The sequence below is a fragment of the Mycolicibacterium sp. Y3 genome, from assembly GCF_051188035.1.
GTDB classification, from domain to species: Bacteria; Actinomycetota; Actinomycetes; order Mycobacteriales; family Mycobacteriaceae; genus Mycobacterium; species Mycobacterium fluoranthenivorans.
The window spans coordinates 259,472-274,734 of record NZ_JAVQLT010000001.1 but is presented as its reverse complement, the minus strand read 5'-3'; the positions used below and the strand labels follow the sequence as shown (position 1 = coordinate 274,734).

Genomic DNA, 15,263 nt, shown 5'->3' with positions numbered 1-15,263 from the left:
GGTATGTCCAATCATTTCACCGGGTTGTCCCTCGGCCCGCCGCTGGGCGATCAGCGGCTTGACCTGTGCGACCTGTACGCATTCCAGTCACCGGCCAACCCCGCCAACACCGTGCTGATCCTCAACGCCAACCCCAGTGCCGACGCCTTGCACCCCGACGCCATCTACCGGCTCGCCGTGGACAACAACGGTGACCTGCGTAACGACATCGCGTTCAGCTATGTGTTCTCCGAACCTGCCGACGGCCGCCAGACCGTCGATGTGTACCTGGCCGTCGGCGATGAAGCCGAAGAACCGGAAGCGGTGGGGGAGAAGATCTTCGAATCCGTCCCGGTGTCCTTCGGCAAGGAACCCGTCATTGCTCGCGAGGGCGACTACATGTTCTTCGCGGGGGCGCGCAGCGATGCGTTCTTCTTCGATTTCGACGGGATCAAGAACCTGTTCGACATCACCGGCGGCCGCAATTTCACCGCACCGCACCTCGGCAGCGAATCACCCTGGACCGGTGTGGATTCCAATACCGAAGCCAACGTGATGGCCTTTGTGCTGGAGCTGCCGACCGCCAGGCTGGGCGCCGCCCCGGACATCCGGATCTGGGGTCGCTGCAGCGTGCGCCGCGACGGTGAGCTGGTGCACGTGGACCGGGCCGGGCACCCGTCGGTGAGCAGCTTCTTCAACACCGATGAGACCAAGGAGGAGTACAACGCCAGCGAGCCCATCGCCGACCGTGCCCGCTGGTTGGGGCAGTTCGTCCACTTGCTCGGACACACCGGCGGCTACTCGCACGACGAGGCCGTAGAAGCGATCGACGCCGAGGGCATCCTGCCCGACATGCTCACCTTCGACCCGGCCGCACCCGCCAGATACCCGAACGGTCGGACGTTCACCGACGATGTCATCGATTACCGACTGGCCTCGCTGACCAAGGGGGACTGCCCGCCGAGCGGTCTGCGCCAGCACACCGACACCCTGGAGGTGTTCCCCTACCTCGGCACACCGCACTAGATCCGGCCCCGGGCGCCCTCGCGTCGACAACCCGTCGGGCCATTGAGTAGCCTGCTTGATGCAAATGGTAATCGTTTCCACTAGTGAGGAGTGGATCGGCGAGCGTGAGGCCGACGAGGACGACACATCCGCAACGGGGAAGGGCTGACCTGATGGTGTGGCATGCAGTGCTGACAAAAGCGGGAACGACGGTGGTGACCGGTGCGGTCGGAGCGGCCGCCTACGCGGCGATCCGCAAAGCGGCGGCGAAGGTCCCGGCGAGGGAGGCGACCGTGGCGGCCACCGCGTTGGGGCTGCGCGGCGTGCGCAAGGCGGAGGAGAGCGCCGAGCGCGCCCGGCTCGCCGTCGGCGATGTGGTGGCAGAGGCGCGGGAGCGGATCGGTGAAGAGGCTCGGCCACCAGCGGTCACCGGACACGATCACGAGCACTGAGGTGCACACGGTGCCGGCTGTTATATCGAATGCGGCCGGGCGACTCCGGTTGCAAGCCAACGACTTCCGTAACGACATGAGTCGCGCCGTGCTCATCGAGGACTCCGTGCTGCGCGTCAAGGGCGTGCGTGCTGCTCACGCCTATCCACGGACCGGCGCCGTGGTCATCTGGTTCTCGCCGGCCCGGGCCGAGGTCGAGGCCCTGGTCGCGGCGGTGACCGAAGCGCTGGCGATGCCGCCGGCGCTCGTCCCCGCCAGGACCCCGCATTCCGGGGACGTCAGCAACGGCGACGTGGTGCGAATGGGGCTCGGCGGGTTCGCGCTGGCAGCGCTTGGCGTCCGGCGGTACGTACTCGGCCGGCCGGCCATTCTGGGTCCCACCAGCCGGTTGTTCGCCACGGCGGTCACCGTCTTCACCGGGTATCCGTTCCTGCGCGGCGCGCTGCGGGCGCTCGGCGGCGGTCGGACGATGGGCACCGATGTCCTGGTGTCCGCGGCGACGATCGCCAGCCTGGTATTACGCGAGAACGTCGTCGCCCTGACGGTGCTGTGGCTGCTCAATATCGGTGAGTACCTCCAGGATCTGACATTGCGGCGGACCCGGCGTGCCATCGCAGACCTGCTGACCGGAAACCAGGACACCGCGTGGGTCCGGCTGCCGGACGGCACCGAGGTGCAGGTCGCCGTCGACACCCTCGCGGTGGGTGACGAGGTCGTCGTGCACGAACGGATCGCCGTCCCGGTGGATGGCGAGATCGTCGATGGAGACGGAGTGATCGACCAGTCGGCGATCACCGGTGAGACGCTGCCCGTCGCGGTGCGGACCGGCGATCGAGTGCATGCCGGATCGGTGGTGATGCAGGGTCGCGTCGTCGTCCGGGCCGGCGCAGTCGGCTCGGAGACCGCCATCGGCCGGATCATCGCCCGGGTCGAGGAGGCCCAGCATGACCGTGCGCCGATCCAGACCGTCGGGGAGAACTTCTCTCGTCGGTTCGTGCCGGGCTCGTTCCTCTTGGCCGGCGTGACGCTAGTGCTCACCAGGGATGTGCGCCGGGCGATGACGATGCTGCTGGTGGCGTGTCCGTGCGCGGTGGGACTGGCGACGCCCACGGCCATCAGTGCGGCGATCGGCAATGGCGCGCGGCGCGGAATCCTGGTCAAGGGTGGCTCGCATCTTGAGCTCGCCGGTCAGGTTGATGCCGTGGTGTTCGACAAGACTGGAACGTTGACGATCGGGCGTCCTGTCGTGACCAATGTGGTTGCTTTCCACAAGGATTGGCAACCGGACGAGGTGCTGGCATACGCGGCGAGCTCCGAGATCCACGCCAGGCACCCGCTGGCCCAGGCCGTGATCCGGTCGACCGAGGAGCGACACATCGTCATTCCGCCGCATGAGGAATGCGAGGTACTGGTGGGCCTCGGCATGCGCACCCGGGCGGACGGCCGCACACTACTGCTGGGCAGCCCGGTGCTGCTGCGCCAGGAGAAGGTGCGAGTCAGCAAAAAGGCGACGGAATGGGTCTCCCGGTTGCAGAGTCAGGCCGAGACGCCGCTGCTGCTGGCCGTGGACGGGGTGTTGGTCGGGTTGATCAGCCTGCGCGACGAGGTGCGACCGGAGGCGCAGGAGGTCTTGGCCGCTCTGCGGAAGGCGGGCATTGACCGGATCGTCATGCTCACCGGTGACCACCCGGAAACCGCGCGTGCGGTCGCGGAGGAACTCGGTATCACCGAGTGGCAGGCGGAGGTACTGCCGGAGGACAAGTTGGACGCGGTGCGCGCACTGCGAGAAGCCGGCCATGTGGTGGCCGTGGTGGGTGACGGTGTGAACGACGCACCGGCGCTCGCGGCCGCCGATATCGGGATCGCGATGGGACTTGGCGGCACCGATGTGGCCGTCGAGACGGCAGACATCGCGCTGGCCGGTGACGATCTCCGCCGACTCCTGGATGTGCGGATGCTCGGGGCGGGCGCTGTCACGGTCATCAAACAGAACTACGCCATGTCCATCGCGGTCAACGCGATCGGCCTGGCCGTCGGCGCGGGTGGGGCGCTGTCGCCGGTATTGGCCGCCGTGCTGCACAACATGTCCTCCGTCGCGGTGGTGGCGAACAGCTCCCGGTTGATCAGGGCTGAACTCGAGGTCTGACGGCGGGCAAGCATCCCTGCTACCGTGTCTGTAACGATCCTTACAGACACGAGGTGCCGGTGATGCGCGCACAGACCAAGCGCCAGCAGCAGGGCGAGAGCTCTCGCGGGCAGATTCTCGACGCCGCGGAGCGGCTGATGTCCACGCAGGGCTATGCGGCCACCTCGATCAGTCATATCCGTGCGGAATGCGGCCTGCCGGCGAGCTCCATCTACTGGCATTTCGGTTCCAAAGAGGGCGTGCTGGCCGCGGTCATGGAGCGCGGTGCCGAGCGGTTCTTCGCGCAGATCCCACGCAACCGGGATGTCGAGACCACCCGGGCGGCCGCGGCGAAGCTGCTCGCCGAGCATCCCGAATTCCTGAGATTGACCTACATCCTCTCGTTGGAGCGCAGTGCGGACCCCGCGGTCGGTGCGGCGGTCCGCCGGGTCCGTGACACCGCGATCGCAGGCTTCCGCGACGTGATCAGGCAGATGATTCCCACCGGGGTGGAGCACGAGCGCACCGAACGGGTGGTCGCCGAACTCGCGAGCTTTGCCACCGCGCTGTCCGACGGGGTGTTCTTCGCCGATCACCTCGAGCCGGAGTCCACCGACGTCGACCGGATGTACACCCGCATGTTTCAAGCCGTCGCGGCGCTGATTCCCATCCTCCTGGAGGAGAAATGACCACCAGATCCGTCATCATCACCGGAGCCAACGCGGGCCTCGGGCTGGAGTGCGCCCGGGCGATCCTCGCGGCCGATGAGTGCTGGCACGTCGTGCTCGCTGTACGCGACCCACAACGTGGTGCGGCGGCCGTCGCCGAACTCGGGACACCGGATCGATGCACGGTACTGCCGTGCGACCTCGCCTCGCTGCAATCGGTGCGGGCCTTCCCCGCCGTCTTCGCCGAAGCGGGTCTGCCCCCGTTGCATGCCCTCGTGTGCAACGCCGGTCTGCAGATCGTGTCCGGCTTGCAGCAGACCGCAGACGGCGTCGAGATGACCTTCGGTGTCAACCATCTCGGACATTTCGCGCTGGTCGACGGACTGCTCGAGCACCTCGTCGCGCCCGCCCGGATCGTGCTGGTGGCCAGCGGCACCCACGATCCCGAGAAGCTGACCGGGATGCCGCACCCCGCGTACACCTCGGCCGAGGAGCTGGCCCACCCGCAACCCGCTGCTCCCATCGACGGCAGGCGCAGATACACCACCTCGAAGCTGTGCAACGTGCTGTTCGCCTATGAGCTCGACCGCAGGCTCGGCCACGGTGACCGCGGCATCACGGTGACGGCGTTCGACCCGGGCTTGATGCCGGCCTCCGGACTGTCCCGCGACTACAGCCCGGCGCAGAAGGTGCTCTGGCGCATGGTGTCCCCACTGCTGCGCGTGCTGCCCAACGTCCACAGCGTCGCCACGTCGGGCGCAAACCTGGCCGCACTTGCCGTCGATCCGAGGTTCGCCCATGTCACCGGAGAGTATTTCGAGGGCGCCAAACCCATTCGTTCGTCCGCGGATTCGTATGACACCGCCAAGGCGCGCGATCTATGGGATACCAGCGAGCGGCTGGCTGCGCTGTAGTCGAGGACGGTGTCACTCAGATCGGGTCGAGGGTCAGCCAGTCATCGACCATGAAGGCATCACCACGGGCGACGATGGTCGCACCGCCGTGGCCCGGGTAGTGCGCGGGGATCACCATGGCGCGCCGGCGGGCCGCCTCGGTGAAGATGCGTTTGCGCGTGGCCACCGCTGCCGGCCCGTCGACATCGAACGCGCACGGGTCGGCGGGACGCGGAATCTGGATGGGGCAGTGGGTGAGGTCGCCGACGAACACCGCCGACTTACCCGCGTCCAGCCAGAGCACCGAGGAGCCGGGCGTATGTCCGGGCGCCGGACGCAGCCACACCGATTCGCTCAATTGATGTTCGCCGGAGAACAATTCGACCTGACCCGCCGCGTATACCGGGGCCACACTGTCGTCGAACACGATGGCTGCGGCCTCATCGGCGCCCGGGCCACCCGGCTCGAAGTGCCGGAAGTCCGCCTCGGGCAACAGATATCGGGCGTTGGGGAAGAACGGCACCCAGGCATCGGCGCTGCGCCAGGTGTTCCAGCCGACGTGATCGCTGTGCAGATGGGTGTTGATCACCACGTCCACACTCTCGGGTGGCACACCCGCGCGGGCGAGTGCGCCGGGGAAGTCGGTGTCCAGGTGGTCGAGCACCGCTACGGCGCGCCGGCGACCGTTGCCGACGCCGGTGTCGATCAGGATCCGCAGCCCGTCGACGTCGACCACCCAGGACTGCACGGTGACGCGCCAACGCTGCGTGTCCGGTTGGTAGAACGTGGGTACCAGCAGGTCGGCGTACTCACTCCAGGCTTGCGCCGGGGTATGGGCGAAGACCGCGGACGTCGGTTCGAACATCGTCTCCACCACGCGGGTGAGCACGGCGGCACCGAGGCGGACTGTGTCGGCCATACCCCGACCGTACGGTGATATCGGGTAGGTTGCGGTGAAGGCGCGCAGGAACGCCCGACGTCCGCTCGAAGGGGCTCAGCCCTCCTGCCGCAGCACCTGATCGAAGCCGACCTCTTCTCGGCCCGACTTCGCGGACACCGGGCTTGCGAGAGGAGGCCGTCATGGCCAGCACCCTGCCCGACAATCCGTCTCTGGATCGGCTCAAACGAGAGGCCCGCGCCCTGCAGCGGGCCGAGATCGCTTCTGGTCGTGAGCGCTACGCCTTGCACGAAGCCCAGTTGGCGGTGGCCCGTGGTTACGGCTTCGCCGGCTGGCCGGCGTTGGTGCGGTATCTGTTGGTCGCGGCCGGGCTGAGCGTCGACCCCGGCGCCGTCGAGGAGGACGGGCTCGCGCCGCCGGACCGGTTCTGCGCGTTGGCGTCATTGCGGTACGACGCCGACGACGCCCCGCCGCGGTGGCAGGCCGCGGCGGATCTGTTGACCGCGCGCCCCGAGTTGGTGCGCGACCACATCTGGGCCGCCGCCGCGGCCGCCGATCCGGACGCACTGCGGTACCACCTGCGCACCACCCAGCCCACCGCCAGAGGCGGACCCTATGGCTGGTCGCCGCTGATGTACCTGGCCTACAGCCGGGTGCCCGGCGACTCCGTCTCGGCTGCGCTGATCCTGCTCGACGCCGGAGCCGATCCCGACGACGGCTATCTGTGGCGCGGGATGGCCACCCCGTTCACGGTGCTCACCGGAGTGTTCGGGGAGGGCGAGCAGGGGACGCGCCGGCAGCCTCGACACCCCCACGCCGAGGAACTGGCCACCTTGTTACTGCAGCGCGGGGCGCACCCGGCGGATCAGCAGACCCTCTACAACCGGATGTTCGGCGCCGACGACGCGCACCTGCGCCTGCTGTTCGCCCATGGTCTGGCCGACGCGCCCCCGAGCCCGTGGGAACGCCGGCTCGGTGCGGCCATGGAAACCCGCGAGCAGATGTGGCGCAGACAGGTGGACTGGGCGGCCGCGCACGGATTCGCCGACCGCCTGGCGCTGCTCGGGCAGCACGGTGTCGACGTATCGACCGCCCAAGTGCAACCGGTGGGCTTCCCCGCCGACCCCAACCTGCGCGACGACGAGGGCGCCACGCCGCTGCACCACGCGGCGTGGGCCGGGAACCTCGAGCTGATCGCGCGGCTACTCCAGGCAGGCGCCGACCCGACCATCACCGACCTGAGATTCGGTGCGACACCGCTGGGCTGGGCCGAATACGCCTATCAGACCGAGGCCGCCGATCTGCTGCGCGGTACTACGGCTTGATCCGGATCTGCCCCGGCGAGTACAGCCCCGAGTGCGTCGCCGTGCCCAGTTCGACCTCGGCGGGCGCGGCATCGACGATGGTCTCGAACTTGCGCAGCGAACCCCAGTCCCGGCCCCAGTCCTTGTTCAGGTACGTCGCCATCAGGTGTGCCCGCAGCAGCAGGTCACTGATCCCCAGCAGGCCGCCGTTGATGCCGTCCTGCCAGGTGTCGGTGTCCTTCATCTTGGCGTTGTAGTCCGGCGTGATGCGGTACTTGGGCACATCGGTGACGCCGTTGGCGTGCAGCATCGGCTGCTGGCACGGGAAGGCCAGGCCGACCGCCCAGTCCATCAGCACCGGTTGCGCAGACCCGAGGTACTCCTGGATCGTCTTGACCTGCGGCACCCGCGGCGGGGTGATGGCGACCCAATCACCCTGGGACAGCGACTTGTCCTCGGCCACCACGCGAACGAACGTCGCGTCGGCCGGGATCTGGCTGCGGTCATAGCGCAGGTTGCGCCACGAGGGCAGCGGGCCGATGTCGTAGGGCACCACGCGCCCGGCGGGCACGGGAGCACCGTCGGGACCGGGGCGGCCGTACTCGAGTTCGACCGGCTGGCCCTGGGTGAGGCCGTTGAAGATGCTGTTGCCGGTGATGGTGCCTGCGGCGGTCACGACCACCAGCGGATGTCCGGCGTCCGGCGGCGGCAGCTGGTACCACGCCGAGGCCAGCCGGGCCTCCTGCTGGGCCGGGCCCTCGACGAAGCTTCCGGCCAGCGGCACCTTGGCCGGGTCCAGGCCGTAGGGCAGCGGCACGGTCGAGCCGTTGATCCCCGGGGTCTTCAGCTTGACCGGCGCATCCCAGTCGTAGTCGGTGCCGGGCATCGGTAGGGTCAGCCGGATCGCTTCGGCGACAATGTGATCCGGGACGCCGTTAGGGGTGAAGCCGACCGGCTTGACGCCGCCCAGCGGGCCGAGCGGACCGTAATCACCCGGCAGTGCCGTCAGGAATCCCTCGTTTGGATCCGGCTCGACCAACACGTTGTCGGCCAGCCCGCATCCGCCGGCGAGCGCTTCGATATTCGACGACGCGTTCGTGTAGGTGCCGTGCTGACGCACCACGCCGAACAGCATCGACGCCACGAATACCGTGACCATGAATCCGGCCGCGATCGGCACGGGTGCCGCCGTGAGCAGGCGGATCACCCTGCTCTCGCCGCGGTCGCGGGGCGCCAAATGCAGCAGGAACGCCCACACCGCGGTGATCACGAACAGCGCGAAGAAGATTGCGCTGACGGTGATTCCGCCGATCTGGGGCTTGTCGTTGTTGAACGGCACCCCGTAGCTCGACACGTACCACCAGCCGTTGGTGGTGGCGAAGCACAGCGCCAGCACGAACAACACGGCAGCCGTGAACGCCATCCGGTTCCGCGCCGAACGCAGCACCGCGCGCGAGGCGAGCACCGTCACCACCGCGGCCATGGCCGCGCCCACGGCGGCGAACAGGCCGAAGTGGTGCACCCACTTGGTGGGGGTGAACATCAGGCAGAACACCGTCGCGAAGATGATGCCCATCAGCCGCCATACCGGGCCGCGGGCCACGCCGGGAATCCGCTTGCGGCGCAACATGATGAACATCGAAGCGAACAAGCTCAACGCGGTGATCATGAAGCCGAACCGGCGCGACACCGAACCGTCCACGGTGGGCAGGATCAGGTAGTAGTAGCGCAGGTTCTCGGTGTACCACTCCTGGCTCGGCCCGATCGCGGTCCGAATCCTGGTGGCCTCCAGCACCGTTGCCAGCGTCTGGTCGGCGAACACCACGCACAGGATCACGGTGCCCGCGGCCAGCAGCGGCAGGATCAGCGGCCACAGCCCGACCCGGCGGCGGCGCTGCACCAGGATGCGTAGCACCGGCCGGCCACCGGCCAGCAGGGCCGCCACGGCGATCAGGCCGGTCGGCTGGATCCCGAGGGTGAACGCCGCGGAGATGATCGCCATGGCCGCCGGAGTGAGCCGGCCCGAGATGATCGCCCGTTCGATGAGCACGTAGGTGATCAGCGCGCCGGTGGCGATCTGGCCCTCCGGGCGCAGCCCGTTGTTGAACGGCATCCACGCGCCCATCAGCACGAAACCCGCCGCCCACAGCGCGGGCCGGCTTGCGATGACGGCGGGCCCCAGCCGGGGCAGCACCTCACGCGAGAGCAGCAGCCAGCACACCAGCGCGCACACCAGGTCCGGCAGCCGCATCCAGATGCTGGCATCGCTGACGTGGGTCATCAGGGCGAGCAGGTTGTAGAACCAGCCGAACGGATCCTCCGGGCTGCCGAACCAGCGGAAGTAGTTCGACATGTAGCCGGCATGGTCGGCGACACGGGCCATCTGCAGGATGTAGCCGTCGTCGGAGGAGTTGGCGCCGATCACGTGCCACAGCAGGAACCCACCGACCACGACACCGTCGACCGGGGTCGCGGTGCGCCAGCGGGTCGGGATGATCCGCTGCATCCGCCGGCCGTCGAGCTGATCCAGGCGCCACAACGCGAACAGCGCCACCACGGTGGCCACGATGCCGAGCACGATCGCGGCGAGCTTGAGGGCGGTGGGTTTGGTGGTGAACCGGGTGTCGATCGTCGCCGACAGCGAAAGGCCTTGCGGTGCAGGACCGGTCAGTTCGGTGAACACCCCGACTATGCCGGGGCGCAGATTCGGGTCGGCGAAGCCGCTGCGGATATCGCCGCCGGGCAACCCCACGAACGTCGCGAACGTCCCCTCCGCCGAGGAGGTGATCTCGATGCGCTGACACGCCTCGGCTTTGGCGCGCGGCACACTCGCGATCACCACGTTGCGGTCGGTGATATCGACACGCGAGCCGGTGACGTTGACGAACAAGGCGTTGAGCGCGGCCTGCTTACCCGACTTGGGGGCGGTGCCGAAGACCAGGGCCCCGGCCGGCGGCACCGACCTGATGACCTCACACGGCACGGTCGCCGTCATCTGCACCGGTGTCTGGGTGATCAACGGCGCGGTGACGCTGTTCAGCTGACCCGCCTGCGGCCAGTTCAGCGTCGCCGTGGTCTGCACCACCGGCAGCAGCGGTGTGGCCACCGCACACAGGAAACCGATGAGGCCGGCGATCATCGCGATCCATCGGGTGAGCTTCACGTCGTCTTTCAGGTCGCTCACGGCCCCGGTCATGGCAGCGCCCTGATCGGCCCGGACCTACTCCAGCCGAACACCCGCTGGGTGCCCTGGTCGATGGCGGCCACCGGCGCCTGGGCCGGCGGCACCACCGGGTCGTAGCGTTCCAGTGAGCCCCAGTCGCGGTACCAGTCGTTGTTCAGGTACGTCGGGATGGTCGACGTGCGCAACAACGCCTGGATGAACAGGAAGGGGCCACCCTTCTGGGCGGACTGCCACATGTTGGACGACACCACCACTTGTTTGACGTTGGGCAGGATGCGGTACTGCGGAAGCTCGGCTACGCCGAGGTGTTCGGAGAACGGCCGCTGGCACGGGAAGTTCGCGGCGGTGGCGATGTCCAGCATCACCGGCGTCTGCGAGCCGAGGAACTGTTGGGCGGTCTGCAGTTGCGGTACCCGCGGTGGGGTGAAACCGAACCACTGGTCGTCGGACAGGTTCGGGTCGTCGGCCACCAGGCGCGCGACGTTGGCCTCCGGCGGCGCCCACGCCAACGGGAAACGCAGGTTGCGCCATGCGTACTGGGCGAACACGTCGATGGGCTGGACCGCGTCGAGGGCCTGGTAGCTGCCGTCGGGACGGTGCACACCCCACTGCAGCTTCAGCGACTGCCCGTAGTGGAAGTCACCTTCCTCGTCGTAGTACCAGATGGCGCCGGCGGCGGCGACGGTCACCAGCGGGCGGTCCGCGGTGCGTGGCGGCAGCTGGTACCAGGCCGAGGTGGCCTTGGCGGCGGTGGAGTTCTCCTTATAGCTGCCCATCACCGGGGTGCGGGCGGGATCGAGCCCGAACGGCAGGAACACATTCGAGCCGTTCACCCCGACCGGCCCGTAGCCGCCGCCGGTGCCGGCCGCGTACGCGATCCCGACATTGGGCTTGTTGGGGGATCCGTCGGAGTTCACGGTGCCCGGGTTGGCCACCACCGGTTTCGGCGGCTCGAGGGTGTCGCTGATACCGGAGGGGGTGAAGCCGACCGGATTCTCGCCGCCGAGCGGTCCGTACTTGCCGTAGGTCTGGCCCGGAACCGGTTGCAGCATGCCGGCATTGGGGTCGGCCTCGACCAGGACGTCGTCGGCCATCCCGCAGCTGGCGCTCGACAGCCCGGAGGTCAGCGCCGACACGTTCGCCTTGGCATTGGTATAGGCCGGGTAGCGCTGCACGAATCCCTTTGCCATGGAACCGACTTCGAGCACCACCATGATGATGGCCACCACCAGCAGCGGGGTCGACGCGAGCACGCGGTTGCGCCGGGTGTCGGCCACCTCGGTGTGCCCGGCGTAGTCGATGCGGAAGTGCAGCCAGCCGGCCAACACCCCGGTGATGATCGCCAGCGCCAGGAACATCGTGGTGACCGGCTGGCCGGCCAGCACCGGCTGGCGGTCGAACCAGGGCACCCCGTAGTTGCCGGTGTAGAACCAGCCGTTGATACCGGAGGTCGCCCACGCCAGTACGAACAGCAGCGCGGTGACATACAGGGCGAGATTCCGGCGGCTGTGCAGACCCACCCGCGCGAACGTGAAGGCGGTCACCGCACCGAACGCGCCGGAGATCCCGGCGAACGCACCGAACTGCACGGCCCACTTGGTCGGTGTGAAGGTCAGCAACAGCAGGCCCACCGCGCATATCCCGATCAACCGCCACATCGGCCCGCCCGCCAGACCGGGGATCCGGCCCTTGCGCAGCAGCACCGCGATCATGCCGAACAGGCACAGCATCAACACCAGGACCGAGAACCGCCGCGTCAGGGAGCCGTCGGTGCTGTCCTCCACGGTGAGGAAGTAGTAGCGCAGGAATTCCTGGTACCAGGAGATGGTCGGGCCGACGGTGTACTTGATCCGTACCGCCTCGGCGACACTCGCCAGGGTCTGGCTCCGGAACACGATCACCGCCAGCAGCGACGCCGCGGCCGCGAACGCGGCCAGCGCGGGCAGCACCGCGCGCCGATCCCTCAGCACCGTGACGATCGCGCGCCCACCGACCAGCAGGGGGGCCAGCGCCAGGATGCCCTGCGGGGCCAGCGTCACGGTGAACACCGCGAGCACGACAGCGAGCGCCGCGGGCCACAGCCGGCGGGTGCCGATGGTGAGCTCGACGAGTGCCCACACCGCCAGGACACCGAAGGCGATCAGCGGTTCGGGGCGCAGACCGTTGTTGAACGGAAACCAGGCGGCCAGGAATACCGCAGCCGCCGTCCAGACCGCGATGCGATTGGTGGCCAGCCGGCGGCCCAACCGGGGAATGAGCCAGCGTGACAGCAGGATCCACGTCCCGATGCCGGCCAGGAGTGCGGGCAGCCGCATCCACACGCCGGCGGTGCTGAGGGCGGCGAAGTGGCTGAGCACCGACTGGTACCAGTCGAACGGGGCCTCCGAGGTGCCGAAATAGCGGTAGTAGTTGGCGACGTAGCCGGCGTCACCGGACACCCGGGCCATCGTCAGGTTGTAACCGTCATCGGAGGAGATGGCGCCGATCACGTGCCACACCAACAGTCCGCCGAGCACGGTGGCATCGGCGGCCCAGGTGGCCCAACCGACCCGCCAGAACCGTCGCCACACGTGCCGGATCCGGTGGGTGGCGCCGCGGTCCAGGACGGCCAGCATCACGATCGAGATCAGCACGCTCAGCACGCCGAGACCCATGACCGCGGCTTTGAGTGCCGTCGGTGTGGAGATGAACCGGGTGTCGATGTCCACCCGGGCGCCCAACCCCTGCTGCGGGGCCACCTTGAGATCGGTGAAGATCCCGGCGACCTGTGGCTTCTTCTCGATCGCCGCGGTACCCGCCGCGCCGGGGATCCCGATGAAATCTGCGCCGACGCCGCCGGTGTTGGCCCAGATGTGCAGCGTGCTGCAGGCGCCCGCGCTGACGGCGGCGCGCGGCGCGACCGCGGTGACGGTATCGCGGAAGGCCACGAAGACGGTGTCGGCGGTGGCGCGGGCGAACAGGCCGTTACGGGTGGCGTCGATACCCCCGGGCGGGATGGTGGCGAACACCAGACCGCCGGAGGCCGGAAGGGTGGCCACCGCCTGGCACGGGATCGAGACATCGAGGGCCAGCGGGGCACCGGACACCAGCGGCGCCGTCAGGTCCCCGACGAATCCGTCTGCGGTGGGGGCCTGGGGCCAGATGATGGTGGCGGTGGTCTGCTTGACCGGGAGGAGCGGGGTCAAGGCACACAGCAGCAGGCCGACGATGCCCGCGATGATGGCGACGAGTCGGGTAGTCCTGGCGGGCACGAGGCTCAAGAGTATGCGACGTAGCTATGGGCGCTGCCCGCCGACCCGCGGCGGTGTCCCAAGTTTTGTCCGCGCCTTATGCGCGTTGCGCGGCGGAACGGGATCGGGCGGGACCGAGCGCCGCCAGGGCGGCGTCGCCGCCGTAGTGGGCGAGCACCCGGGGGTCCATGGTCCGGCGCCACAGCGGCGTGCACCAGGCCAGCACCAGCATGGTGCCGTAGCCGTACGGCAACTGCGGTGCTTGGTCGGCGGGCCGCAGGGTCTGATACCGGCGCTGCGGATTGGTGTGATGGTCGGAATGGCGCTGCAGGTGGAACAGGAACACATTGGCGATCAGCGTGTCGCTGTTCCAGGAGTGCTGGGGCCCCACCCGCTCGTACCGGCCACTGGCCAGCCGCTGGCGGCGCAGCCCGTAGTGCTCCAGATAGTTCACCGACTCCAGCAGGCACACCCCGATGATGGCCTGACCGATCAGCCAGGGCGCGATGACGATGCCGAACCACACACTCAGCCCGAGGAACAGGGCGAGGGTCATTAGCCAGGCGTTGAGTACCTCGTTCTTGAGGATCCAGCGCAGGGACCATCTCGGTGTGCCGGCCCGGGCCAGCCGTTCGCCCTCCAGACGCCAGGCCGAGCGCACGCCGCCCAGGACCGAGCGGGGGATGAAGTGGACCAGGGGCTCGCCGAGGCGGGCGCTGGCGGGGTCCTCGACCGTCGCGACCCGGACGTGATGGCCCCGGTTGTGTTCGACGAAGAAATGTCCGTAGCCGGTCTGCGCCAGCGCGATCTTGCTGAGGCGCCGCTCAGCGGTCGCCCGACGGTGACCAAGCTCATGTGCGGCGTTGATCGAGATCCCGCCCACGATGCCGACGGTGACCATCAACCCGACTTTGTCCAGCGTGTGCATGGTGACCCAACCGCCGCCGCTCCACAGCCAACATGCGAACACCAGCGACAGATACTGGTTGGGTAGGTAGAGGTAGGTCACCCAGCGGTAGAAGGCATCGTCCTCTAGCCACTCCAGGGTCTTCTCGGACTCACGGGAATTATCGCTTCCGACCAGGTGATCGACGACAGGGATGATGATGAAGGCCATGAGCGGACCGACCCACCAGAACACCTCCTGGCCGGTCACATGGACTAGTAGCCACGCGAAAGGAACCAGGCCGGGGACAATGGCACCGAGCAACCAGAGGTATCGCTTCGCGTCACGCCAGGCCGGCGTGCGGATGCCCTCTTGATCTGCCACGTTATTCCTTGCCATTGATTCGAGTTCTTTGCTGTGGTGACTATTTAACCTGGAACTCGGCGGAACACAAACGCGCACGACGGCCAGGGAAGTATTTGCTGAGAGGGTATGTGTGACACTACCGCAAGATAAGTTGACAAGGCGTAAATTTCTGGGCGCCGCCACAGGGATCGCGCTCGGCGGCGTGGGCGCGGGTGCCTATCTCCTCTCTCGGACGGAACATCGTCCGGACTCGCGCCGGCATTACCCCGCCAT

General features: G+C 68.1%; 10 protein-coding genes. 6 read left to right on the top strand and 4 right to left on the bottom strand.

What is annotated here, in order from left to right:
• Nucleotides 1-3 precede the first annotated feature (3 nt).
• From QN239_RS01325 to QN239_RS01305, 5 genes are all read left to right on the top strand, one after another.
• The gene (locus QN239_RS01325) at nucleotides 4-1,005 is read left to right on the top strand and encodes a DUF4331 family protein (RefSeq protein ID WP_499007788.1); all 1,002 of its coding nucleotides are present in this window, start codon (nucleotides 4-6) and stop codon (nucleotides 1,003-1,005) included.
• A 152-nt stretch (nucleotides 1,006-1,157) separates the two neighbouring features.
• On the top strand, nucleotides 1,158-1,436 hold the full coding sequence (locus QN239_RS01320; protein ID WP_499007787.1) for a DUF1490 family protein: 279 nt from the start codon (nucleotides 1,158-1,160) through the stop codon (nucleotides 1,434-1,436).
• Nucleotides 1,423-3,582, top strand: a complete 2,160-nt coding sequence (locus QN239_RS01315; protein ID WP_499016485.1) for a heavy metal translocating P-type ATPase — start codon at nucleotides 1,423-1,425, stop codon at nucleotides 3,580-3,582. The genes QN239_RS01320 and QN239_RS01315 overlap by 14 nt, the downstream gene beginning before the upstream one ends.
• 62 nt (nucleotides 3,583-3,644) lie before the next feature.
• Entirely contained in the window at nucleotides 3,645-4,250 is a 606-nt protein-coding gene (locus QN239_RS01310) for a TetR/AcrR family transcriptional regulator (protein WP_499007786.1), read from the top strand.
• Nucleotides 4,247-5,143 carry an SDR family NAD(P)-dependent oxidoreductase gene (locus QN239_RS01305; RefSeq protein ID WP_499007785.1) on the top strand — a complete coding sequence of 299 codons (897 nt, stop codon included), beginning with the start codon at nucleotides 4,247-4,249 and terminating at the stop codon, nucleotides 5,141-5,143. Before QN239_RS01310 ends, QN239_RS01305 begins: the two co-directional genes overlap by 4 nt.
• A gap of 16 nt (nucleotides 5,144-5,159) precedes the next feature.
• Here the strand turns inward: QN239_RS01305 and QN239_RS01300 are convergent, their stop codons facing one another.
• On the bottom strand, nucleotides 5,160-6,041 hold the full coding sequence (locus QN239_RS01300; protein ID WP_499007784.1) for an MBL fold metallo-hydrolase: 882 nt from the start codon (nucleotides 6,039-6,041) through the stop codon (nucleotides 5,160-5,162).
• A 161-nt stretch (nucleotides 6,042-6,202) separates the two neighbouring features.
• On the opposite strand from QN239_RS01300, the gene QN239_RS01295 reads away from it, so the two are divergent.
• Nucleotides 6,203-7,345, top strand: a complete 1,143-nt coding sequence (locus QN239_RS01295) for an ankyrin repeat domain-containing protein (protein WP_499007783.1) — start codon at nucleotides 6,203-6,205, stop codon at nucleotides 7,343-7,345.
• Here QN239_RS01295 and QN239_RS01290 read toward each other — a convergent pair.
• The 3 genes from QN239_RS01290 to QN239_RS01280 form a co-directional block, all read right to left on the bottom strand.
• Nucleotides 7,335-10,520, bottom strand: coding sequence for an arabinosyltransferase domain-containing protein (locus QN239_RS01290; protein ID WP_499007782.1), 3,186 nt, complete (start codon nucleotides 10,518-10,520; stop codon nucleotides 7,335-7,337). The genes QN239_RS01295 and QN239_RS01290 overlap by 11 nt on opposite strands.
• Nucleotides 10,517-13,759: an arabinosyltransferase domain-containing protein gene (locus QN239_RS01285; RefSeq protein WP_499007780.1), complete on the bottom strand. Its 3,243-nt coding sequence runs from the start codon at nucleotides 13,757-13,759 to the stop codon at nucleotides 10,517-10,519. Before QN239_RS01285 ends, QN239_RS01290 begins: the two co-directional genes overlap by 4 nt.
• A 76-nt stretch (nucleotides 13,760-13,835) precedes the next feature.
• On the bottom strand, nucleotides 13,836-15,023 hold the full coding sequence (locus tag QN239_RS01280) for an alkane 1-monooxygenase (protein WP_499007778.1): 1,188 nt from the start codon (nucleotides 15,021-15,023) through the stop codon (nucleotides 13,836-13,838).
• Between the last annotated feature and the right edge of the window lie 240 nt (nucleotides 15,024-15,263).